Genomic DNA, 21,250 nt, shown 5'->3' on the forward strand with positions numbered 1-21,250 from the left:
GGACGTGCTCAAACGTCGCCCTCAGCTGCTGTGGCTGCTCGTTCCGTACGTCGTCTTCCTCGCCGCGCTGCCGCTGGTGAACCGCGTCCGGCCGCTCGTCCTCGGACTGCCGTTCCTCTTCATATGGCTGCTCGGGGCGACCCTCGTCACTCCCCTTGCCGTGTGGATGGCCTGGCGAGGGGATCACAAGTGAACGGCGCGATCGCGACGGCGATCTTCGGCGTCTTCATGGTGGCGACCGTCGCCCTCGGGCTGCTCGCCGTCCGCGGCCGCGGCGGCGGGACCGGTGGGCTCGCCGAGTGGTCCGTCGGCGGGCGCAGCCTCGGCGCCGTCTTCATCTGGGTGCTGATGGCGGGCGAGGGCTACACCAGCTTCAGCTATCTCGGCGCCGCGGGCTGGGGCTACAACTACGGGTCGCCGGTGCTCTATGTGGTTGCGTACCTGTCCTGCGGTTACGCCGTCGGCTATGTGGTCGGGCCCATGTTGTGGGACTACGGCCGCAAGCACGGACTCGTGGGGATCACCGATATGGTCGCCCACCGCTACGGGCGGCCCTGGCTCGGCGCGCTCGTCGCCGTACTCGCGACCGTCTTCCTGCTGCCGTACATCCAGCTGCAGATCACCGGCATGGGCGTGGTCGTCTCGACGATCTCGTACGGCGCGATCAGCCTCAACTGGGGCTATTTCCTTGCCTTCGCCGTCACCACCGGCTTTGTGGTGGTGAGCGGGCTGCGCGGCAGCGCCTGGGTCTCCGTCCTCAAGGACGGCCTGGTCATCGCCACCCTCGCCTTCCTGGCGATCTATGTGCCGCTGCACTACTTCGACGGGTACGGAGCGTTCCTCGGGCGGCTCGTCGCCGAGAAGAGCGAGTGGCTGACCCTGCCCGGGCACGGCGGCAGCGGGTTCGGCGAGGCCTGGTTCATGACGACGACCGTCCTCAACTCCCTCACCGTCGTGATCTTCCCGACCACCGTCGCCGGCTATCTCGGCGCCCGTGACGCGGACGCACTCCGTCGCAACGCCATCTGGCTGCCCGTCTACAACGTCCTGCTCTTCGTCCCGATGCTGCTCGGCATGGCCGCGCTCTTCGTGGTGCCCGGCCTCGTCGGCGCGGAGTCCAATCTGGCCCTGTTCAAGCTGGTCGTCGACTCGCTGCCGGCCTGGGCGGTCGGGATCATCGGGGTCGCCGCCGCGCTTTCCTCCATCGTGCCGATGGCCGTCTTCATGCTGGTCATCGGGACGATGTGGGGGCGGAGTGTTCTCTCGCTCGCGCCGTGGCTGCGACAGCGGCAGAAGGGTGCGGCGCAGACCGTCGTCGTGGTGGCGGGCGGGATCGCGCTGCTGTTGACGTACACCGCGCCCAACACGCTCGTACGGCTCTCCCTCATCTCGTACGAAGGGATGGCACAGCTCCTGCCGATGCTGCTGCTCGGTCTGGTCTGGCGGCGGCTGACCCTCGCCGGAGCGGTGAGCGGGCTCGCGTCCGGAGTGGCGATCGTCTGCGTGCTGGTCTTCACCGGGCGCGATCCGGTGTGGGGCGTGAACGCGGGGATCGTCGCGCTCGCCGCCAACCTGGTCGTGGCGCTGGCGGTGACGTACGCCGGTCCGCCCGATCGTGATCCGCGGCCGGACGAGGACGTACTTGCGGAGGATCCGCTCCCCGATGCCGATCGTGTATAACGGCTGGAGGTTCGAATTCGACGAGTGCGTCAGTGGCGAGTACGTCAGTGACGAGTGCGTGAGCGAGAGGGGGAGCATGACCGGTCGTACGACGCGGCTGCTCCGGCCCGCCGCGCTGCTGATCCTCCTCCTCGTCGAAGTGCTGCTGATCGACGGAGGCAGCCTCTCCGCCGCGGTGGCGCTCGCCGCGACCGCCACCGCCGCCGCCGGTTCCGCGCTCGTCGTCTGCGCCGTCATCAGCGCGCGCTGCGCGCCTGCCGTGCCACGCACCCGGGTCCGCACCGCCATCCGCGACCGCGAGCAACGCACCGCGTTCCTGCCGCAGCGCGACCCCGACGCGAAGGGCCGGACCCGGCCCCGAGCGCCCGGCCGTTCCCTCCTGACGGCCGCGTAGGGGTACTCCCACCTCGTACAACACCCCTCGCGGGTCGTCATGCCGCCGTGTCCTCATCAGGGCATGTCCTCATCCCGGCACGACGAGACCCTCGGAGGGCTCACCCATGTCCGTTTTCGCCAGCCTGGTCGCACACCTCGCCGACCTGCTCCAGCCGCTCTTCCACGCGTCCGCCACGGCCGCCGCGATCATCGTCTTCACCGCGCTCGTACGGCTCGCCGTCCATCCGCTCTCCCGGGCGGCCGCCCGCGGCCAGAAGGCCAAGGCCAGGCTCTCGCCGCAGATCGCCGAGCTGCGCAAGAAGCACGGCAAGAACCCGGAGCGGATGCAGAAGGCGGTCATGGAACTGCACGCCAAGGAGAAGGTCTCGCCGCTCTCCGGGTGCCTGCCGAGCCTGCTGCAGCTGCCGGCGTTCTTCCTGATGTACCACCTGTTCTCCAGCACGCGGATCGGCGGCGAGCCGAACGGTCTGCTCAGCCACACGCTCGGCGCCGCGCCCCTCGGCGACCGCTGGTCGGACGCGCTCGCGCACGGCGGCGTCTTCGGCGGCGCGGGACTGGTGTACGTCGCGCTCTTCGCGATCGTCGCCGCCGTGGCCACCTTCAACTACCGGCGTACGAAGCGTCAGATGGCGGCCGCGCCGCTCCCGTCCGACCAGCAGATGCCGGGCATGGCCGCGATGGGCGCGATGACGAAGGTCATGCCGCTGCTCTCTTTCGCCACGCTCCTGACCGTGGCCTGGGTGCCGCTGGCCGCCGCGCTCTATGTCGTCACCACCACGACGTGGACGGCGGTCGAGCGGGCCTTTCTCTACCGGGACATGCCTGTCGCGGGCGCGCTTGCTACCGCCGCGTAACGGTCCAGGTTGTGAACGGGGTCTTGCAGAGTGGTCCGCTGTCTTGGAGGATCGGCCAATCCTCCGATCCCCCCGATGGCCGCTACCCATCGACCGGGCTCACACACGACCAGGGGAGATTGACCATGAAGCTGCTGCGAGTCGGTACGGCGGGCGCCGAGCGCCCGGCTCTGCTCGACGAGGACGGGACGACGCTGCGCGACCTGTCCGGCCTTGTCGCGGACATCGACGGTGAGCTGCTCGCCGACGCCTCGGCGCTCGCCCGGATACGGGCCGCGGCCGACGACGGTGAGCTGCCCGTACTGGACGCCGACGGCCTGCGTACGGGTGCGCCGCTCGCCCGTATCGGCAAGGTCGTGTGCATCGGGCTGAACTACCACGACCACGCCGCCGAGACGGGCGCGGAGCCTCCGGCCGAGCCGGTCGTCTTCTTCAAGGCGGCCGACACGGTCGTCGGCCCGTACGACACCGTGCTCGTACCGCGCCGCAGCCGGAAGACCGACTGGGAGGTCGAGCTCGCGGTCGTGATCGGACGTACGGCCCGCTATCTGGAGGACGACGAGGACGCGCTGTCGTACGTCGCCGGGTACGCGGTCTCGCACGATGTCTCGGAGCGCGAGTTCCAGATCGAGCGCGGCGGCACGTGGGACAAGGGCAAGAACTGCGAGACGTTCAACCCGCTGGGCCCGTGGCTGGTGACGGCGGACGAGGTGCCGGACCCGCAGGCGCTGTCGCTCAGGCTGTGGGTGAACGGCGAGCTGAAGCAGAACGGCACGACCGGCGACCAGATCTTTCCGGTGGCGGAGGTGGTGCGGTACGTCAGCCAGTTCATGACGCTGTACCCAGGGGACGTCATCAACACGGGTACGCCGGCGGGCGTCGCGCTGGGGCAGCCGGAGCCGAAGCCGTTCCTGCGGGCGGGTGATGTGGTGGAGCTGGAGGTCGAGGGGCTTGGCCGGCAGCGCCAGGAGCTGAAGGACGCGTAGCGCCTTCCGGCGGGGCGTGGGGGGTGGGTGCCGTGTTCCCGGGGCGGGGTGCGTTGGTGCGGGGTGCGTTGGGACGCCGGGTCCGTCCGGGGGCGGGTCCGTCCTCAATCGCCGGACGGGCTTGATTCCTCCGGCTGGGGGCTGTGGGGGTGGGTGCCGTGTCCCCGGGGGCTGGGTGCGTTGGTGCGGGGTGCGTTGGAGTGCCGGGTCCGTCCGGGGAGGCGGGTCCGTCCTCAATTGTCGGACGGGCGCATTTTGAGCCCGGCCGGCGATTGAGGACAGCGCTGCCGAAGGCAGCGCAACCTCGCCTCAAGCAGTGATGAAACGCTCCAGCGCCTCGACCACCATCGCGTGGTCCTCCGCCTGCGGCAGGCCCGAGACCGTGACCGAGCCGATGACGCCCACGCCCTCGACCGTGATCGGGAACGAGCCGCCGTGGGCCGCGTACACGTCCGGGTCGAGGCGCGAGGACTCCTCGAACGTCGTGCCCTTCGCGCGGTGGCGGGTGCCGACCAGGAACGAGCTCTGGCCGTACCGCTCGACGACCCGCCGCTTGCGGTCGATCCATGCGTCGTTGTCGGCGCTCGAGCCCGGCAGCGCGCAGTGGAAGAGCTGCTGTGCTCCGCGCCGGATGTCGATCGCAACCGGCGACCGGCGCTCGCGGGCCAGCTCGACGAGCAGACTGCCGAGCATCCAGGCGTCCTCGTATGTGAACCGGCGCAGGGTCAGTCGGCGTTCCTGGGCGACGAGCTCGTCGACGGTGAGCGGTGCGGGCGCGGCCGGGCTGGAGGGGGTCGGCGAGGCGGACGGGGTGGGCGAGGCGGACGGGGTGGGCGAGGCGGACGGGGTGGGCGAGGTGGTCATGCGGAGACCTCCACGGTGATGCCCTCACGGGCGGAGCGGCGCGCGGCCTCCAGGACGTCCAGCGCGGCGGCCGCCTCGAGAGCGGTGACCGGCGGGGCCGTGCCCTCGCGCAGGGCGGTGGCGATGGCCGTGTAGTACGCCGGGTAGTCGCCCGGAACCGTATCGACCGGGCGGCCGCCGCCTGTCAGCGGGGACTCGCCCGCGCCGACGCGGCCCCACAGCGACTCGGGCTCGACGCCCCAGCTCGCGTCGGAGTCGGGACGCCTGCCGTCGCGGAGGGCGGCCTCCTGCGGGTCCAGGCCGTACTTCACATAGCCCGCCGTCGAGCCGAGCACCCGGAAACGCGGGCCGAGCTGCGCGGTCACGGCGCTGACGTACAGATGAGAGCGGACGCCGTTCGCATGCGTGAGCGCGATGAACGTGTCGTCGTCGGTCTCGGCGCCGGGGCGGCGGACATCGGCCTCCGCGTACACCCGCACGACCGGGCCGAACAGGGTCAGCGCCTGGTCGACGACATGGCTGCCCAGGTCGTACAGCAGACCGCCGATCTCCTGCGGGTCGCCCGACTCGCGCCAGCCGCCCTTGAGCTGCGGGCGCCAGCGCTCGAAGCGCGACTCGAAGCGCAGTACGTCGCCGAGCTCGCCGTCCGCGATCAGCTTCCGGACAGTGAGGAAGTCGTTGTCCCAGCGGCGGTTCTGGAAGACGGAGAGCAGCAGACCGCGCTCCTCGGCGAGGGCGGCGAGTTCACGCGCCTCGGCGGCGGTGCCGGCGATGGGCTTGTCGACGACGACCGGGAGGCCGGCCTTGAGGGCGGCCGTGGCGATCGGGACATGCGTCTTGTTGGGGGAGGCGATCACGATCAGATCGAGCTCGTCGGCCCGCTCCCACAGCTCGTCGGGCGAGGCCGCGAAGCGTACGTCGGGAAACTCGGCGCGGGCCTGCTCCCGCCGCTCCGGGTTCGAGGTGACGATCGTGTCGAGGGCGAGACCCTCGGTCGCGGCGATCAGCGGGGCGTGGAAGAGGGAGCCCGCCAGGCCGTAGCCGACGAGTCCGACGCGGAGGGGGGTGCGGGTGCCGGTGCCAGTCATGCATTCCACTTAAGCAACGGTGTTGCCAAAGTGCAAGCGGAGGGGACAATGGGGTCCGTGAACAGGACCGTGAGGAGCAGTACAGGAGCCATGGGAGCTACGGGCGCAACGGGAGCTACGGGAGCGAACCTGCTGGCGCTGCGCAGTCATAACGCGGCGCTGGTGCTCGACCTGCTGCGTACGGCGGGTGAGAGCGGCATCAGCAGGATGGAGCTCGCCGAGCGCACCGGGCTCACCCCGCAGGCGGTCAGCAAGATCACGGCCCGGCTGCGCGAGGAGGGTCTGGTGGCGGATGCGGGCCGCCGCGCGTCGACCGGTGGCAGACCGGGCACGGTGCTGCGGCTTGTCCCGTCGGCGGGCCACGCGGTCGGGCTGCACCTGGACCGCGACGAGCTGACGGTGATGCTGCTGGACCTGGCGGGCGCGCCGGTCGCGGTCCGCACGGTGCCGCTGGACCTGGGCGCGGGGGCGGAGGCCGTCGTGGAGCGGGTGGCGACGGAGGTCGAGGCGCTGTCGGCGGGGGCCGGGGGGAGCTCGCCCCTCACCCGCCCCTTCCCGAAACTTGGGGCGGGCCCCCAGCCTCCCGGGCCGGCGGCGCAGGCTTCGCCGCGCCGGGGCGAAACGACGACGGCGGGGCCCCAGGCCGTGGGCCCGGCCGAGCATGCGCCTGCGGCGCCTGCGGCCGTCCCGCGCGGGTCCGGGTCCGCCGTGCGGCCTGGGGACACGGATACGCCCGGCGCCCGGCCCACTGCCGGGCGCGAGCCCGCAGCACCCGCGGCCGCCTCCTGCCGGCCCGGGGGTGTTCCGCCGCGCGTGCTTGGTGTTGGCGTGGCCATGCCCGGGCCGCTTGATCACGTCACCGGTGTTCCGCATCGCGTCACCGGCTTTCCGCAGTGGGACGGGTTTCCCCTCCGTGACGCGCTCGCCGCGCGGCTCGGGTTGCCCGTCGTCCTCGACAAGGACACCAATGCCGCCGCCCTCGGGCTCGCACTGCGCGGGCCCGGTGACTCCTTCGCGTATCTCCATCTCGGTACGGGACTCGGCGCCGGTCTCGTCCTCGGCGGCGCGCTCTACCGCGGCGCGCGCACCGGCGCGGGGGAGTTCGGGCATCAGGTCATCCAGCTCGACGGGCCCGAGTGCGGGTGCGGAAAGCGGGGCTGTATCGAGGCGCTCTGCCTGGCGGCCGTCGACCGCGGCGATCTCGACCTGGCCGCCCGGGTCCTCGGCACCGGCGCCGCGAACCTCGTCGAGCTGCTCGACATCGACCGGGTGCTGCTCGGCGGCCGGGTCGTCGCCGCGGCCGCCGAGCCGTTCGTACGGGGAGTCGGCGAGCGTGTCCGCGTCCCGGTCGACCTCGCCGAAGGCGGCGCACACGTCGTCGCGGAGGGCGCCGCGCAGTTGGTCCTCGCGCCCGTCTTCGGACGCGCCGAAGCGTCTCCCGCCGCACCGAAAATAGGCTGATAGGGCGAAATTGCGAGGCTGTGCGGCCGCATCAGGCCCTGGCGTCCGCGTACGACCGCGCGCGCGTGGCAGGGTCTCGGAGTACGACCGGGTGATCCCCCGGCGGTTCGTGAGCAGCCGAGCAGCAAAGGTCACCCATGCGACTGCGCAATGCCCTCGCCGTCGGAGTCACCGCAGCCACGATCGCGCCCGCGGTGCTCACCGGCTCGGCCGCGGTGGCCGCCGCCGTGACCGCACATGTCGCCGCCGAAACGCTCACCGAGCCTGCCGAGCCTGCCGAGGCGCCTGAGCAGGCAGCGGCGCCTGAGCAGGCAGCGGCACCTGAGCAAGCAGGGGCGCCTCGGCCGGCCGCGGTGTCTCAGTCGGCCGCGGCACCTGGGACCGCCGCCGCGCAGGTGCCGGGACCCGGTGCCGGAACGCCCGCAGCCGACAAGCCCGCAACCGACAAGCCCGGAGAGCAGCAGCCCACCTGCGGCAAGGTCTCCGACCCCGACTTCCCCATCGACACCCGCATCCACGGCGGCCCCGCCGTCCACCGCCCCGGCGGCGGCTTCCAGGAGTGGTCGGTCGACCTCGCCAACACCACCGACGAGAGCTGCCGCAGCATCCACCCGGTGATCATCTTCAGTGGGCGCGACCGTGGTCTCACCCCGGCGCGGATCACCTTGGAGTTCCACGACGACACGGCGGCGCTCTGGCGCCCCGTCACCCTCGAGACGACCGCCGAGGACGAGGTCGTCGGCGTCCTCGACGGCGGATTCCCCGGCTTCGTCGTCCCGGCCCGCAAGTCGGTCACCGTCAAGGTCCGGCTCTCCCTCGCGCCCGACACCCCGCCCAACCAGGTCACGGTCAATGCCGCGGTCGTGCAGCGGAAGGGCAACGACGGCGACTGGGTGGGTGAGTCCGGCGACTACCGCTTCGCCGTTGTGGACGACGACGGTTCCGGGGCCTCCGTCACCCTCGACGAGCTCGCCACGACCGGCATCGGCTCCCTGCTCCGCCTCGGGGCCGCCCTCGGTGCCGTACTGCTGTGCAGCGGGGCGCTGGTCCTGGCCTCCCGGCGGCTGCGTGCCTGGCGGCGCTGAGCGTTCACATCCGTCTGCGAGCATTCCCGGGTGGACTACCCGAACGACCAGGCGCCCGGCGCCGCTGTCCGCTCCGGCATCCCGGAGCACGGACGCATCCCCAAGTACTACGCCGTCAAGGCCCGTGTCTCCCTCCTGATCGAGGAGTTGGGCGAAGGGGGACTGCTGCCCACGGAGCGCGATCTCGCCGTACGGTACGAGGTCTCGCGCGAGACGGTGCGCCAGGCGCTGCGCGAACTGCTCCTGGAGGGCCGGCTGCGCCGCCAGGGCCGCGGCACGGTCGTCGCGGGCCCCAAGCTGGAGCAGCCGCTCTCGCTCGCCAGCTACACCGAGGGCGTACGGCGCCAGGGGCGCAGGCCGGGCCGCAGCCTGATCAGCCTCGACCGCTTCCCGTGTTCCGACGCGCTGGCCGCCGAGATCGGGGCGGCGCGCGGTGAACCGGTCTGGCACATGGAGCGGGTGCTCCTCGCGGACGACGAGCGGGTCGGCCTGGAGAGTACGTATGTCCCGGTGGCCCGAGTGCCGCGGCTGGACGCCGACTTCGCCCCCGATTCGTCCTTCTACGCCTATCTGCGCGAGCGCCTGGCGATCTCCTTCGGTGATGCGGACGAGCGGATCGAGACGGTGCTCGCGACGCCGCGCGAGGCGCTGCTGATCGGTACGCCGCCGGCCCTGCCGATGCTGCTGCTCCACCGGGTCTCGCGGGACACGGCGGGCAAGCCGTTGGAGCGGGTGCGCACGCTCTACCGCGGCGACCGCTTCAGCTTCACTGCCCATCTGGGGAATCAGGGCTGAGGGCCGAGGGCTGAGGGTCGAGGGCCGAGGGTCTGGCGACGGCCGACTCAACTTTCGCAACGCACTCTGGACGCATCACCCTGATCACGAGAGGGTAACGGGTCTAGTCCAAGTTTGGGTGCCCGTTCACCCTCCCGTTGCTGCCCGGAGTCATCCGGGCCACCAGCCCCCAGGAGCGTTGCCGCCGTGAGAGTCATCGTCGTAGGAGCCGGCGTGGTGGGAACCATGCACGCCTGGCACGCAGTGGAACGCGGCCACGAGGTCGTCCAGATCGAGCGCGAGACGGAGGCGCGAGGCGCAAGTCTGCGTAACTTCGGGCAGATTTGGGTCAGCGGCCGCGCGGGCGGCGAGGAGCTCGAAACCGCGCTGCGCGCCCGCGAGTTGTGGGAGTCCATCGGGGAGCGCGTGCCCGGTCTCGGCTTCCGGGCCAACGGCTCGCTCACTCCCGTACGGAACGACCTGGAGCTGGCCGTCGCCGAGGCGGCCGTGGCCAGGCCCGACGCGGCCGCCCGCGGCTACAAGCTGGTCACCGCCGCCGAGGCGCGCCGGATCAACCCGGTGCTGCGCGGCGGGTTCGCGGCGGCGCTGTGGTGCGAGCGGGACGCCGCCGTCGAGCCGCGACCCTCCCAACTCGCCCTGAAAAACGCCCTGTTGGCGTCCCGACGATACACATACCTCGGCGGGCGCGAGGTCCGCGACGTGCTCGGTGAGGGATCCGTCCGCGACGACCACGGCGAGGTGCACACCGGCGACGCCATCGTCCTCTGTACGGGGGCATCGCTCTCCGGTCTCGTCCGCGAGCTCGCCCCCGGCCTCCCCGTACGCCGTGTGCGCCTCCAGATGATGCAGACCGACCCGCTCGGCGAGCAGCTCACCACGTCCATCGCCGACGCCGACAGCTTCCGCTACTACCCGGCGTACGCGAGCGATGCCCTGGACGCGCTCAACGCGGGGCAGGCCCAGCCGCCGACCGCCGCCGCGCACAAGATGCAGCTGCTGATGGTGCAGCGCCGCGACGGGGGGCTCACCATCGGCGACACCCACGAGTACGAGCACCCCTTCGCCTTCGACACCCTCGAGGATCCGTACGAGCACCTGGCCGAGGTCGTCGAGTCCTTCCTCGGCCGGCCGCTGCCGAAGATTCGTCGCCGCTGGGCCGGGGTGTACGCGCAGTGCACCGACAAGAGCCGTGTCGTGCACCGGGAGCAGGTGCGCGACCGCGTGTGGCTGGTGACGGGACCGGGCGGGCGCGGCATGACCTGCTCGCCCGCCATTGCCGAGACAACCGCGAACGAACTGGGCTGGTGAGGAAATTGACGAAGCTGAACCTCGTCGTACTGGACATGGCCGGCACGACCGTCGCCGACGGCGGACTGGTCGAGCAGGCCTTCGCGTCGGCCGCGGAGCGCGTGGGCGCCGAGCCGGACTCGATGCCCGGCATGCTCGACCACGTCCGCGCGACCATGGGCGAGTCGAAGATCTCCGTCTTCCGGCATCTCTTCGGTGACGAGGCGCGCGCCCGGCAGGCCAACGCGGCGTTCGAGGAGGCGTACGGGGAGCTGGTCGACGCCGGTCGTATCGCGCCGGTTCCCGGCGCGCGGACGGCCGTTGAGGAGCTGCGGGCCCAGGGCCGAACCGTCGCGCTGACCACCGGCTTCGCCCGCCCCACCCAGGACGCGATCCTCGCCGCGCTCGGCTGGCAGGACCTGGTGGAGCTCACCCTCTGCCCGGCCGACGCGGGCGGCCGCGGCCGCCCCTACCCCGACATGGTACTCGCCGCGTTCCTGCGTACCGGCGCGGTGGACGGCGTCCAGCAGATCGCGGTCGCGGGGGACACCTCGTACGACATGCTCAGCGGCGTACGCTCCGGCGCGGGCGTCGTCGCGGGCGTGCTGACCGGCGCACACGACAAGGAGCAGCTCGAGCAGTACGGCGCGACCCATGTGCTGGGCTCGGTCGCCGAGTTGCCGGGCCTGCTCGCCGGGGCGGACCGATGACGAGCGGCATCCGCTTCGAGAACGTCTCGGTCGCGTACGGGAGGCACGGCGAGACCACAGCGCTCGACTCGCTCGACCTCGCCGTCGAGCCGGGAGAGTTCATGGCGCTGCTTGGGGCCGTCCGGATCGGGGAGGACGACGGCGCTGCGGGCGGTCGCCGGTTTCGTGCAGCCGGTCTCCGGGCGGGTGTTTTCGGCGGGCGGGACGTCACCGGGCTGCCGCCGCACCTGCGCGGCACTGGTCGACTTCATGCTCACCGAGAAGGCCCAGCGGCAGGTCAGCGCGGTCGGCGGCGGCTTCTCCGCCCGTACGGACGTCAAGGCCACCGACGCCAACGCCATCGAGCTCGCCAAGCTGATCGACGGTGTCGACATCTTCGAGCCCGACTGGCGGGACATCGACAAGAACCTTCCGTCGTACGTCGACGCCCGGAAGTCCGCGACCGGCAGCTGACAACGGGTACCCGGTATCGACGGGGTCAAGATCAGCACTACCTGATTAGGCTGGGGTGCCGGAGGGCCACAGAGCCGTGCCTCCGGCGTCCCATGCACAGCACACTGCACAACTGCGTACGGCAGGAGTCCCAGTCTGATGGCAGAGCGCAAGCCGATCGAATCCTGGCTCACCGACATGGACGGTGTCCTGATCCACGAGGGCGTGCCGATCCCGGGCGCCGACGCCTTCATCAGGAGGCTGCGGGAGACCGGGACACCGTTCCTGGTGCTGACCAACAACTCCATATACACCGCTCGCGACCTGCACGCACGGCTCGCCCGGATGGGCCTGGACGTGCCCGTGGAGAACATCTGGACCTCGGCGCTCGCCACCGCGCAGTTCCTGGACGACCAGCGTCCCGGCGGCACGGCGTACGTCATCGGCGAGGCGGGTCTGACCACCTGCCTGCACGACATCGGCTATGTCCTGACCGACCACGAACCCGACTATGTGGTGCTCGGCGAGACCCGTACGTACAGCTTCGAGGCGCTCACCAAGGCGATCCGGCTGATCAACGCCGGGGCCCGGTTCATCTGCACCAACCCCGACGAGACGGGCCCCTCCGCCGAGGGCCCGCTGCCCGCCACCGGAGCCGTCGCCGCGCTGATCACCAAGGCGACCGGCAGGGATCCGTACTTCGCGGGCAAGCCGAACCCGCTGATGATGCGGACCGGACTGAATGCCATCGGTGCGCACTCCGAGACCAGCGCCATGATCGGCGACCGGATGGACACCGACGTGCTGGCCGGCCTGGAAGCAGGTATGGAGACGTTTCTGGTGCTGACCGGGCTCACGAACCGCGAGACCGTGGACAAGTACCCGTTCCGGCCGTCCACGGTGGTCGATTCGATCGCGGATCTCGTCGACCGCATCTGAGCACGTCAGAGGGCCATACGGAGCAGTAGGCCGCTCCTGCGGATGCGAAAACGCCCGGCGCGAGTGAATCTTTTCGGTATCAGGAGGTTCACGATGCGTTCAGGTTTGATTGCTCTCCGTGCCGTCGGGGCGGCCACCGTACTCGTCCTGGCGCCCGCCGCCACCGCCGCGTACGCAGACGATTCCGTGAAGGTCACGGTCGCCCCGTCCTCCGCCGCACCCGGCGGCAAGGTGGAGCTCCGTGTCTCGGGCTGCAAGGGCACGACGGGAGCCGTCGCGTCGCAGGGTTTCGTCCTGGACGCCGAGCTGTCGCGCCGGGTCGGACAGAACACCCAGCTGTTCGGGAACACGCTGGTCAAAGCCGGCGCGAAGCCCGGCGCGTACGACGTGAACGTCATCTGCGACGGCCATGGCCACTCCGCCTCGGGCCGCGTCCAGGTCGTCCAGCACCAGCCGGCCCAGCAGCCGACGAACCAGCCGTCCCCGCAGTCGGCCCAGCAGCCGACGAACCAGCCGTCCCAGCAGCCGACGCCCGTCGCGCCGGTACGGGCGGGCGGCGGTGGCGCCGCCGCGCAGCTCGCCGCCCGGGACGCCGGCGTGAACCGGCAGAACGCGGGCCCCGGAGTCCCGCACACCGTGATCGGCCTGGTCCTCGCGGGCGTGGCGGCGGTCGCCGTGGCCTCCCGCACCTCGCGGCGCCGGCGTACGGACGCTGACTGACATGTCCTCCGCCGAACGTCCGGCGGGCAACGGCCGGCTGCTCATCGGAGTGGCCTGGGCGGTACTGCTGCTCGGGCTGTGCCTGTGGGGCCGCGAGGTCGCCGACAGCCCTGGCGGCAGCTCCGCCCCCACCACCGGCGATGTGGCTGCGGTCGGCCGTCCGCTCGGCGTCCCCATGCCGCCCGCCCACGACCCGATCGAGCCGGCGAAGCCGCACCAGGTGGACATCCCGTCGATAGGCATCACCGCGGCGGTGGTCCCGCGCGGCCTGGATGCCACGGGCGCCGTGGACCCGCCCCCGTACGCGATGCCGCGCACGGTCGGCTGGTACGGCAGCGGTACGCAGCCGGGCGCGGTGGGTGCCGCGCTGCTCGTCGGCCATGTCGACACCGAGTCGAAACCGGCCGTCTTCTACGGTCTGAGTGCCGCCAGGCCGGGCGAGAAGGTACGGGTGACCAGGACCGACGGCTCGGTCGCCGAGTTCACCATCGACGACGTCCAGGTCTTCGGCCGGGACCGGTTCGATCCGCGGAAGGTCTACGGGCCGCGCAAGGACGGGCGCGCGGAGCTGCGGCTGATCACCTGCGGCGGCACCTTCGACCGGGCGACGCGCACGTACAGCGCCAATGTGGTGGTGTCGGCCTATCTCACCGGCGTCGCCAAGAAGTGAATCAAGAAGTCAAGAAGTCCATGCCGTGAAGAGACAGCCGCAGAGTGCGGGACAGCTGCGGAGGGCGGCAACCTGGCTCGACCGACGACGCGCTCCCCCCAGAGCCGTCGGCCGAGCCGGTCCTCTACCGCGGGTGCCCGGGCTGCGGGAGAAGCCCGGGGCCGGCACAGGAGGCCGTGTGGTCCGGTTGCGCGTGAGCCGGGGACCGGGGCCGTTGCCCCACACTTTAGGGCGGGGGGATGGTCCGGCCTAGAGGGCGGATGACGCTTTGTTGCGAGGCCGTCGCCCTCAGTTCCCGTCGGCGGCCTCCCGCAGCGCCTCGGAGGGCAGGGTGCCGTCGGCGATCTGCTGCGCAAGGCGGGAGAGCGGCTCCCGCTTCGTCCGTGCGTACCGGCGCATTGCCTCGAACGCCTCGTCCACGGAAACGCCCCACCGTTCCGCGAGCATGCCCTTGGCCTGCTCCACCCGGATCCGGCTGGTGAGCGCCGACTGCAGCTGTTCGGCGAGGAGTTCACTCTGCTGTATGGTCCGCTGCTGCAGAATGCCGATCGTGGCGGCGTCCGCGAGTGCCTGCGCCAGTGTCACCTGCCCCTGTGACTGCTGTTTCTGATGTTTCGTCAGAAAGAGATTCAGCGCGCCGATCACGTTCTCGCGCAGCCGCAGGGGTACGGCGTAGGTGGCCTCGAAGCCGTGCTGCTGGGCCTGTGCGGCGAACTGCGGCCAGCGGAGCTTCGCTTCGCGGCTGTCGAGCGAGATCGGCGGCACTGCCGTACCGGTGCCGTAGGTGTCGAGGCAGGGCCCCTCCCTGTGCTGGAGCTCCAGCAGCTCGAGCAGCCAGGACCGTTCGTCGGAGGACGCGGCGGTCTGCAGCTGGCCGCGCTGGTTCACCAGCATCAGTCCGGCGGCCTCGACGTCCAGCAGGTCGACGCAGTGGCCCGACAGTCTGTGCAGGAGTTCGATCACGTCGAAGTCGGCGACGAGCGTGTCGGCGAGCTCCACGAAAGCCGAGGCGATCCGTTGTTCGCGCAAGGTGCTGTCCATCCTTGTCACCCACCTCCGTCAGGGCTTCGGGTGCCGGTGTCGTCGCCGTCCCGCTCCGCCCCATCGGCGGGAAGCCGAAGCTTCCGCGCCACGATGTCCCTCGCCACATCCACGATGGGGCGTTCTGTCGCGTATGCGTACGCCCGCAGTCGTACGAGCGCCACGGCAGGTGTGACACCCAGCCGTACTGCGATCATCCCAGTCGCCTGGTGCACTTCGGCACGGTGCAGCGAGGCATGCTCGGCGAATCCGTGTGCCACGTCCCCCAGCAGGGTCAGGGTCAGCGCGTCCGCGAACACCAGGGCATCGGACAACGCGGTCGCGTCGAGCGGTCCCGGCGTGGACCGCCGACAGGTGAGTACGCCCACCTGAATGGCTCCGATCTGCAGGGGAAAGGCAAAGACCGCGCGCAGGCCCAGCGTTTCCGCGCTGGAGAGAAAACCCGGCCAGCGTGCGCGCGGGACCAGCCGGAGATCGGCGTCGAGTACCAGCACGCCGCCGTCCACCGCGTCCATGCCAGGTCCTTCACCGAGGGTGAACTGGAGGTCGTCCAGCTGGGCGCTCAGCGGGTCGCTCGCCCACACCAGTTCGCCGAAGGAATCATCGCCGGAGAGGGTGACCGCCAGTCCGTCGATGCCCAGGGCATCGGCGCACCGGCGCGCGAAGGACGCGTTGAGTCCGTCGGTCCGCTGAACCGCCAGCTCGTCCAGCAGGGCAGTCATACCAGCACTGACCAAACCCTCCTCCAGGGAGTGCGACGGAACAGCTGGCACATCGTATCCCCGCTACCCGGTCACAGGATGTCCACGAAGAGAACCGGTCTCGTGACGCTCACGGCGGTTGTGTCAGGATGGATTCGACCGGTCTTGTCCGGGACGGGGCGCCTGGAGACGGCCTGGGATTGAGTGCACCCAAGGGGGAGTGGATGTACGGGAGTTGCACCGGGCGTGCCCGGCTGTGCGTGGCCGCGGCGGGGGCGGTGCTGCTCCTCGCGGGCTGCTCGTCCGACGGGGAGAAGGACAACGACAAGAAGTCGGCGGTGAGCCAGCAGCCCAAGGCGAAGGATCCGTACTGGGTCAATCCCGATGGGAACGCCGCCAAGCAGGTCGCCTCCTACCGGAAGGACGGCGACGACAAGAACGCCGAGCTGATCAGGAAGATCGCGGATCAGCCGGTCGGCGAGTGGATCGGTCCGGACAATCCGGAGGCCGAGACGAAGGGCTTCACCGAGGCGGCCGCCAAGGCCGACCGGGACGCGCTGCTGGTCCTCTACAACATCCCGCACCGCGACTGCGGGCAGTTCTCCAAGGGTGGCGCGGCCGACGGCGATGCCTACCGGGCGTGGGTGGACAAGGTCGCGGGAGGTATCGGCGATCGGCGGGCCACGGTGATCCTGGAGCCGGACGCGGTGCTGCACCTGGTCGACAGCTGTACGCCGCAGGAGTTCCACGAGGAGCGCTTCGACCTGCTCAAGGGCGCGGTCGAGCGGCTGAAGAAGCAGCCGAACACAAAGGTGTACCTGGATGCGGGCAACGCCGGCTGGTCCCAGCCCGACGCGCTCTTCGAGCCGCTCCAGCGGGCCGGCGTCGACAAGGCGGACGGCTTCTCCGTCAATGTCTCCAACTTCTTTCCGACCGCGGTGAGCAAGGACTTCGGCAAGAAGCTCTCGGCGAAGGTCGGCGGCAAGCACTTTGTCATCGACACCAGCCGCAATGGCAACGGCCCGTACACCGGTGGCGACCCGAAGGAGAACTGGTGCAATCCGCCGGGCCGCGCGCTCGGCGAGGAGCCCACCGCCAGGACCGGTGACCCGCTGGTTGACGCGTATCTGTGGGTGAAGCGGCCGGGTGAGTCGGACGGGGACTGCAAGGGCGGGCCCAAGGCGGGCGAGTGGTGGCCGGAGTACGCGCTCGGTCTGGCGCGCGGCACCAAGTAGCTTTCGCGGTAGCGGTACGTGGGAGGGCCGGCAGCTGAGGAAGCTGCCGGCCCTCCCACGTACGGTCAAGCGCTAGGGACCTGCGGGCCTATGGTGCTGGGGACCTACGGCACCTCGACCCACACGCCCTCGGACGGCGTGCCCTTGTCGTCCGTCACGAAGAGCATGTACCAGCCGGACGGCACCAGCGCCCGGTTCTTCGGCACGGTGACCTGGATTCCGTCCGCCGTCTTCTTCATGTCCAGCGCGATCGAGCGCTGGTCGGTGTCGGTGACATGCGTGACGGCGCTCGGCCGCAGCAGCTTCGCCGTCTTGACGGACGCGGCGTTCTTGACCTTGAACGTGCCCGTGTCCCCGCGCTTGATGGCCTTCGGCCCGCCGCTCACCTCGGGCTTGGAGTCCCGGTAGAGGTACGGCGGGGTGTAGATCTCGATGCGCTGCTCGAAGACGCCCGGCTTGGTGTTGGCCTTGTCCGCGAAGAGCGAGTCCGAACCGAAGATCATGACGCGGCCGTCGGGGAGCAGCACCGAGCCGGAGTGGTAGTTGCGCCCCACCGCGGGGTCGGCGACCTGCTTGTACGTGCCCGTCTTCGGGTCGTACGTACGCGCCTGGAGGACATTGGAGCCGCCGCGCCCGCGGTAGTCCGCGGAGCCGCCGGTGACCAGGACCGAGTCGTCGGGCAGCAGCGAGGCGCTCGGGTAGCGGGTGCCCTTCTCCAGTGAAGCGCCGTCCTTGAAGCGGGGGTTCGCGGCCTTGAGGTCGACCAGCCGGGACTTCTCACTGGCCTTCTCGGACTCGCCGACCCCGCCACCGCCGATGACCATGAACCGCTGGTCCTGGGCGGGCGGCAGCATGACGGTCGCCGAGGTCTCCATCCTGTCCGGGTCGCTGAGGCCCGGGATCTTGTCGAACTTGTTCGTCTTCAGATCCCAGACGCCCGGATCACGGCCGACGTTGGCGGGCCCGTACCCGGCGTTCGAGCCGGAGTAGAAGAGCTTGCCGTTGTCCATCAGGAAGATCGCCGGATAGGTGGGGAACTTCCGGATGATCCCGGTGTACTTCCAGGTCTTGGTCTTCGGGTCGTAGATCTCGTCCTTGCCGGGGACGATCTGCCCGATCTCGTCGAGACCGGAGAGCGAGAGGACCTTGCCGTCCTTGAGCGTGGTCAGCGTCGGGTACCAGCGGGCCTCGTTCATCGGGTCGACGGTGATGTACTTCTCCGCCACCGGATCGAACTCGTAGGCCTCCTTGATGCCCTGGAAGTCCTTCTTGTCGAGCGCGAGCTTCTGCGCGATGCCGTAGACATTGCGGGCGTCCGCGCCGTTGAGGCCCTGCACCCGGTAGTTGTCCTCGGTGCCGGTCTCGTATTCCTTCCCGGACTCCTCGGCCTCGACATAGATACGGCCGAGCCCGGGGTCGTTGCGCAGGAACTTGCCGGTCTTCTTGTCGAAGACCTTCTTCGCCTTCTCCACCAGGACCGGGTCCTTGGAGACGAAGGTCTTGCCGCCCTGCTTGCCGGTGAACTTCGTTCCGGCGGGCAGGGTCTTGGGCTCGTCCGGGTCCTCGTTGTGGACGACCATCAGGCCGCCGGCCTTGGTGGCGTCGCCCTTGAGCTTCTCGTACCGCTTGGTGCCGCCCGCGACCAGCAGCTTTCCGTCGGGCAGCTGGGTGTGCCCGGCGCAGAACATGTCCTTGGGCGTGGGGATCTTCTTGAAGTCGTTGGTCTTCGGATCCCACAGCACCGACTCGAACTTCTTCGCGTCGAAGTTCTTCTGGTTGTTGCCGGAGCCCGCTATCAGCAGCACCTTGCCGGTGTGCAGCAGCGCGGCGTGAATCGTATTGATCTTGTACTCGGCGGGGACGTCCAGAAAGTCCCAGTGGCCGTTGGCCGCCTTGTACTCCGGCTTGTTGATCTTGTAGTCGTGGTACTGCTCCGAGCCGAAGCGCCACATCGCCGGCCCGTTGAACCCGGCCACCACGACGACCACCGCCGCGCTTATCGCCACACGACGGGCGCGGTTCTTGCGGTGGTTCGGCCGCACGGGCATCGTGCTCATTTCTTACGTCCCCCAAGGGCGATCTGCATGGTCTGGTCGGTGGTGGCAGGCTGCGGCCGCTGCTGCGGCACATGGGTCTCCGGGGTGGCGGCGGGCGGCTGTCCGCCGCCGCGCCGCCTTCTGCGCTTTTTCTTCTTCTCCTCGCGCATGCCGTGCCGCCAGGCGAAGATGGGGGCCGCGGTGATCAGCAGGGCCAGCGTGGCCCAGGTGATCATCGCCGGATGGTCGTGCCCGAAGTAGAAGGACGAGCCGAGCGATCCGCCGAAGACGAGGATGAAGAAGAGGTGGATCCGGAAGGTGCCGAAGAGGGTGTCCGGGCTGGACGAGTCGCCCTTGGGGGTCACGACGAACTTGCTCTTGCGGCGCAGTACGGCGTCCATCAGCGAGCGTGCGTAGATCGGCGCGGAGAGCGCGGACATCACCATGCCCGCGAGTCCGCCGGAGCCCTCGGGCTCGTGCGGCGAGACATTGTGGCGGCGGTTCCAGATGTAGAGGCCGATCTGGAGCGCCGAGGCGTTGCCGTACAGCATCATCCAGATCGCCGGGTCGATCTGCACACCGGAGGCGCCCATGCCCAGGAACAGCGCACAGCTCAGCGCCGCCAGGATCCAGTTGAGGGCCGACATCGGGTAGAAGATGATCATCATCGTGTAGTTGAAGAGCTTGCCCGGCGGCAGGGAGTAGAAGCCCTTCCAGTACTGCTTCATGATCGTTTCGTATGTGCCCCGCGACCAGCGCAGCTGCTGGGTGAAGAAGTCGGTCCAGGCCGTGGGCCCCTCGCCGACGGCCAGCACGTCCGGGGTGTAGACCGAACGCCACTTGTTCCCGGTGTCCGGGTTGCTGGCGCGGTGCATCTCGAAGCCGGTGGCCATGTCCTCGGTGATCGAGTCGTACAGACCGCCGATCTGCTTGAGCGCCTTGATGCGTACGGCGTTGGAAGTGCCGACGAACATGGGCGCGCCGTAGCGGTTGCCCGCGCGCTGGATCAGGGCGTGGAAGAGGAACTGCTGCGACTCGGCGGCCTTGGTGACGAAGGTGTCGTAATTGCCGTACACCTGCGGGCCGATGACGAAGCCGACGTCCGGGTCGCGGAAGTAGCCGAGCATCCGCTCCAGGTAGTTGGGCAGCGGGATGTGGTCGGTGTCGACGGAGGCGAAGAAGTCGTAGTTGCCGCCGTGCGCCTCGAGCCAGGCGTTGTAGTTGCCGTGCTTGGTCTTGGCCCGGTGCGGGCCCTTGGCCTGGTTCCAGTGCGCAACGCCCTTGCGGGAGAAGTGATGGACGCCGAGCCGCGCGCAGACCTCCTTGACGGCGGGGTCGTCGCCCTCGTCGAGCAGCCAGACGTGCATCAGCCCGCGGTGCCGGATCCGCACGGCCGCCTCGAGCGTCTTCGTCACCATCTCCAGGGGCTCCTTGCCCGGTACGAAGGAGGTGAGGAAGGCGACCTTGGTGCCGGTCTCGGGCACCACGGGGACCGGGTCGCGGGCCACCAGCGTGGCGTGCGCGTTCGACAGGACGTTCATCGTGCGGAAGAGCTCGATCAGACCGATCGAGACGAGCATGACGACGTCGAGGATGAGCAGCGTGTCGTTCTTGAGGTTCGGGTCGCGCTCGGTCCAGTGCTGGGGCTGCATCAGCCAGGCGAACAGGCCCAGCGAGACCAGCGGCGCGGCGCCGAGCAGCAGGGCGGCCCGGATACGGTGCGGCTCCTGTGAGAGCAGCGAGCGGTACTGCACGGTGTACGGCTTGGCCGGGTCGGGTTGGGTCAGGGGTCCGGCGAGCCTGCTGTAGTGCTCGTAGTCGTACCGCGGCAGCGCCTTCTTGGGGCGCAGCCGCTGCCCGGCGGTGCGCAAGTGCGCCGGTATCCGGAGCTGAGTCGTCCGGGAAGGGTCGTTGGGCTGCCGGGCGCCGTCTGGCGTCGACGTCATGAGTCATCCCCCCGCACGCAAGCTGGCTGCGTGAGCTGTGGTCGGTCGTTTCGTCCTGACCGTCGGTCCCCCTCGACCATCAGTCCTGGACGCATCAGTGGCGGGCCACCGTCACTACAGACACGAAACGGTCACCTGCTGGTTGCATGATGCCCGTAGCGTGTTCGATCTGTGAACGGGACCCCTATCCCGTGTCCCTGCAACGGGATTATCCCCTCCAAATACGCCCAACTGTGCTAAAGGGATGCCCCATTGAGGGTATTGGCTCCAGGACAGGGTCTACGACCCCCCGTCATGATCGCAAGGGTGAAACGGGGCGTTAAT

General features: G+C 70.0%; 20 protein-coding genes and 2 pseudogenes. 16 read left to right on the forward strand and 6 right to left on the reverse strand.

The window, feature by feature from the left end:
- The first annotated feature begins 4 nt into the window (after positions 1 to 4).
- From ACFYXH_RS27560 to ACFYXH_RS27580, 5 genes are all read left to right on the forward strand, one after another.
- Positions 5 to 193: a DUF3311 domain-containing protein gene (locus tag ACFYXH_RS27560; RefSeq protein ID WP_389568186.1), complete on the forward strand. Its 189-nt coding sequence runs from the start codon at positions 5 to 7 to the stop codon at positions 191 to 193.
- Positions 190 to 1,680: a sodium:solute symporter gene (locus tag ACFYXH_RS27565; protein ID WP_389568189.1), complete on the forward strand. Its 1,491-nt coding sequence runs from the start codon at positions 190 to 192 to the stop codon at positions 1,678 to 1,680. Before ACFYXH_RS27560 ends, ACFYXH_RS27565 begins: the two co-directional genes overlap by 4 nt.
- Positions 1,681 to 1,756: 76 nt before the next feature.
- Positions 1,757 to 2,074 carry a DUF6412 domain-containing protein gene (locus ACFYXH_RS27570; protein ID WP_327323795.1) on the forward strand — a complete coding sequence of 106 codons (318 nt, stop codon included), beginning with the start codon at positions 1,757 to 1,759 and terminating at the stop codon, positions 2,072 to 2,074.
- A gap of 106 nt (positions 2,075 to 2,180) precedes the next feature.
- On the forward strand, positions 2,181 to 2,930 hold the full coding sequence (locus ACFYXH_RS27575; RefSeq protein WP_389568192.1) for a YidC/Oxa1 family membrane protein insertase: 750 nt from the start codon (positions 2,181 to 2,183) through the stop codon (positions 2,928 to 2,930).
- Positions 2,931 to 3,055: 125 nt separating this feature from the next.
- Entirely contained in the window at positions 3,056 to 3,916 is an 861-nt protein-coding gene (locus ACFYXH_RS27580; RefSeq protein ID WP_389568194.1) for a fumarylacetoacetate hydrolase family protein, read from the forward strand.
- A 309-nt stretch (positions 3,917 to 4,225) separates the two neighbouring features.
- Here the strand turns inward: ACFYXH_RS27580 and ACFYXH_RS27585 are convergent, their stop codons facing one another.
- Together ACFYXH_RS27585 and ACFYXH_RS27590 are read right to left on the reverse strand one after the other, a co-directional pair.
- On the reverse strand, positions 4,226 to 4,780 hold the full coding sequence (locus tag ACFYXH_RS27585) for a heme-degrading domain-containing protein (RefSeq protein ID WP_389568196.1): 555 nt from the start codon (positions 4,778 to 4,780) through the stop codon (positions 4,226 to 4,228).
- On the reverse strand, positions 4,777 to 5,868 hold the full coding sequence (locus tag ACFYXH_RS27590) for a Gfo/Idh/MocA family oxidoreductase (RefSeq protein WP_389568199.1): 1,092 nt from the start codon (positions 5,866 to 5,868) through the stop codon (positions 4,777 to 4,779). Before ACFYXH_RS27590 ends, ACFYXH_RS27585 begins: the two co-directional genes overlap by 4 nt.
- A 48-nt stretch (positions 5,869 to 5,916) precedes the next feature.
- On the opposite strand from ACFYXH_RS27590, the gene ACFYXH_RS27595 reads away from it, so the two are divergent.
- From ACFYXH_RS27595 to ACFYXH_RS27640, 10 genes and pseudogenes are all read left to right on the forward strand, one after another.
- Positions 5,917 to 7,329: an ROK family protein gene (locus ACFYXH_RS27595; RefSeq protein WP_389568201.1), complete on the forward strand. Its 1,413-nt coding sequence runs from the start codon at positions 5,917 to 5,919 to the stop codon at positions 7,327 to 7,329.
- Positions 7,330 to 7,466: 137 nt separating this feature from the next.
- Positions 7,467 to 8,414 carry a hypothetical protein gene (locus ACFYXH_RS27600; protein WP_389568204.1) on the forward strand — a complete coding sequence of 316 codons (948 nt, stop codon included), beginning with the start codon at positions 7,467 to 7,469 and terminating at the stop codon, positions 8,412 to 8,414.
- Between the two features lie 30 nt (positions 8,415 to 8,444).
- The gene (locus ACFYXH_RS27605; RefSeq protein ID WP_389568206.1) at positions 8,445 to 9,209 is read left to right on the forward strand and encodes a GntR family transcriptional regulator; all 765 of its coding nucleotides are present in this window, start codon (positions 8,445 to 8,447) and stop codon (positions 9,207 to 9,209) included.
- 186 nt (positions 9,210 to 9,395) lie between these two features.
- Positions 9,396 to 10,517 (forward strand): TIGR03364 family FAD-dependent oxidoreductase, encoded by a 1,122-nt coding sequence (locus tag ACFYXH_RS27610; RefSeq protein ID WP_389568209.1) that lies wholly within the window; start codon positions 9,396 to 9,398, stop codon positions 10,515 to 10,517.
- A 5-nt stretch (positions 10,518 to 10,522) separates the two neighbouring features.
- The gene (locus ACFYXH_RS27615) at positions 10,523 to 11,206 is read left to right on the forward strand and encodes a phosphonatase-like hydrolase (RefSeq protein WP_389568211.1); all 684 of its coding nucleotides are present in this window, start codon (positions 10,523 to 10,525) and stop codon (positions 11,204 to 11,206) included.
- A pseudogene (locus ACFYXH_RS27620) lies at positions 11,203 to 11,448 on the forward strand (ATP-binding cassette domain-containing protein); the annotation flags it as partial. The gene ACFYXH_RS27615 and the pseudogene ACFYXH_RS27620, both read left to right, overlap by 4 nt.
- Positions 11,444 to 11,659: pseudogene (locus ACFYXH_RS27625) on the forward strand (2-aminoethylphosphonate ABC transporter substrate-binding protein); the annotation flags it as partial. The pseudogenes ACFYXH_RS27620 and ACFYXH_RS27625, both read left to right, overlap by 5 nt.
- A gap of 138 nt (positions 11,660 to 11,797) precedes the next feature.
- Positions 11,798 to 12,577 (forward strand): HAD-IIA family hydrolase, encoded by a 780-nt coding sequence (locus ACFYXH_RS27630; RefSeq protein WP_362687060.1) that lies wholly within the window; start codon positions 11,798 to 11,800, stop codon positions 12,575 to 12,577.
- A 93-nt stretch (positions 12,578 to 12,670) separates the two neighbouring features.
- Complete coding sequence (locus ACFYXH_RS27635) at positions 12,671 to 13,297, forward strand: PT domain-containing protein (RefSeq protein WP_389568214.1); 627 nt, start codon at positions 12,671 to 12,673, stop codon at positions 13,295 to 13,297.
- A gap of 1 nt (position 13,298) precedes the next feature.
- Positions 13,299 to 13,967 (forward strand): class F sortase, encoded by a 669-nt coding sequence (locus tag ACFYXH_RS27640; RefSeq protein ID WP_389568217.1) that lies wholly within the window; start codon positions 13,299 to 13,301, stop codon positions 13,965 to 13,967.
- 288 nt (positions 13,968 to 14,255) lie between these two features.
- Here the strand turns inward: ACFYXH_RS27640 and ACFYXH_RS27645 are convergent, their stop codons facing one another.
- Positions 14,256 to 15,008 carry an ANTAR domain-containing protein gene (locus ACFYXH_RS27645; RefSeq protein WP_389568220.1) on the reverse strand — a complete coding sequence of 251 codons (753 nt, stop codon included), beginning with the start codon at positions 15,006 to 15,008 and terminating at the stop codon, positions 14,256 to 14,258.
- 5 nt (positions 15,009 to 15,013) lie between these two features.
- Positions 15,014 to 15,730 carry an ANTAR domain-containing protein gene (locus tag ACFYXH_RS27650; protein WP_389568222.1) on the reverse strand — a complete coding sequence of 239 codons (717 nt, stop codon included), beginning with the start codon at positions 15,728 to 15,730 and terminating at the stop codon, positions 15,014 to 15,016.
- Between the two features lie 203 nt (positions 15,731 to 15,933).
- Here ACFYXH_RS27650 and ACFYXH_RS27655 point away from each other — a divergent pair, with 203 nt between their 5' ends.
- Entirely contained in the window at positions 15,934 to 16,944 is a 1,011-nt protein-coding gene (locus ACFYXH_RS27655; RefSeq protein ID WP_389568536.1) for a glycoside hydrolase family 6 protein, read from the forward strand.
- A gap of 104 nt (positions 16,945 to 17,048) precedes the next feature.
- Here the strand turns inward: ACFYXH_RS27655 and ACFYXH_RS27660 are convergent, their stop codons facing one another.
- Together ACFYXH_RS27660 and ACFYXH_RS27665 are read right to left on the reverse strand one after the other, a co-directional pair.
- Positions 17,049 to 19,001, reverse strand: coding sequence for a galactose oxidase-like domain-containing protein (locus ACFYXH_RS27660; protein WP_389568226.1), 1,953 nt, complete (start codon positions 18,999 to 19,001; stop codon positions 17,049 to 17,051).
- The gene (locus tag ACFYXH_RS27665; protein WP_389568229.1) at positions 18,998 to 20,926 is read right to left on the reverse strand and encodes a glycosyltransferase; all 1,929 of its coding nucleotides are present in this window, start codon (positions 20,924 to 20,926) and stop codon (positions 18,998 to 19,000) included. Before ACFYXH_RS27665 ends, ACFYXH_RS27660 begins: the two co-directional genes overlap by 4 nt.
- Positions 20,927 to 21,250: the final 324 nt, after the last annotated feature.

The organism is Streptomyces sp. NPDC002730, from assembly GCF_042888805.1.
Taxonomy (GTDB): Bacteria; Actinomycetota; Actinomycetes; order Streptomycetales; family Streptomycetaceae; genus Streptomyces.

Coding starts and splice junctions, on each gene's coding strand:
- ACFYXH_RS27570 (WP_327323795.1), top strand. CDS start 1,757: ATGACCGGTCGTACGACGCGGCTGCTCCGGCCCGCCGCGCTGCTGATC.
- ACFYXH_RS27575 (WP_389568192.1), top strand. CDS start 2,181: ATGTCCGTTTTCGCCAGCCTGGTCGCACACCTCGCCGACCTGCTCCAG.
- ACFYXH_RS27580 (WP_389568194.1), top strand. CDS start 3,056: ATGAAGCTGCTGCGAGTCGGTACGGCGGGCGCCGAGCGCCCGGCTCTG.
- ACFYXH_RS27585 (WP_389568196.1), bottom strand. CDS start 4,780: ATGACCACCTCGCCCACCCCGTCCGCCTCGCCCACCCCGTCCGCCTCG.
- ACFYXH_RS27590 (WP_389568199.1), bottom strand. CDS start 5,868: ATGACTGGCACCGGCACCCGCACCCCCCTCCGCGTCGGACTCGTCGGC.
- ACFYXH_RS27595 (WP_389568201.1), top strand. CDS start 5,917: ATGGGGTCCGTGAACAGGACCGTGAGGAGCAGTACAGGAGCCATGGGA.
- ACFYXH_RS27600 (WP_389568204.1), top strand. CDS start 7,467: ATGCGACTGCGCAATGCCCTCGCCGTCGGAGTCACCGCAGCCACGATC.
- ACFYXH_RS27630 (WP_362687060.1), top strand. CDS start 11,798: ATGGCAGAGCGCAAGCCGATCGAATCCTGGCTCACCGACATGGACGGT.
- ACFYXH_RS27635 (WP_389568214.1), top strand. CDS start 12,671: ATGCGTTCAGGTTTGATTGCTCTCCGTGCCGTCGGGGCGGCCACCGTA.
- ACFYXH_RS27640 (WP_389568217.1), top strand. CDS start 13,299: ATGTCCTCCGCCGAACGTCCGGCGGGCAACGGCCGGCTGCTCATCGGA.
- ACFYXH_RS27645 (WP_389568220.1), bottom strand. CDS start 15,008: ATGGACAGCACCTTGCGCGAACAACGGATCGCCTCGGCTTTCGTGGAG.
- ACFYXH_RS27650 (WP_389568222.1), bottom strand. CDS start 15,730: ATGACTGCCCTGCTGGACGAGCTGGCGGTTCAGCGGACCGACGGACTC.
- ACFYXH_RS27655 (WP_389568536.1), top strand. CDS start 15,934: ATGTACGGGAGTTGCACCGGGCGTGCCCGGCTGTGCGTGGCCGCGGCG.
- ACFYXH_RS27660 (WP_389568226.1), bottom strand. CDS start 19,001: ATGAGCACGATGCCCGTGCGGCCGAACCACCGCAAGAACCGCGCCCGT.
- ACFYXH_RS27665 (WP_389568229.1), bottom strand. CDS start 20,926: ATGACGTCGACGCCAGACGGCGCCCGGCAGCCCAACGACCCTTCCCGG.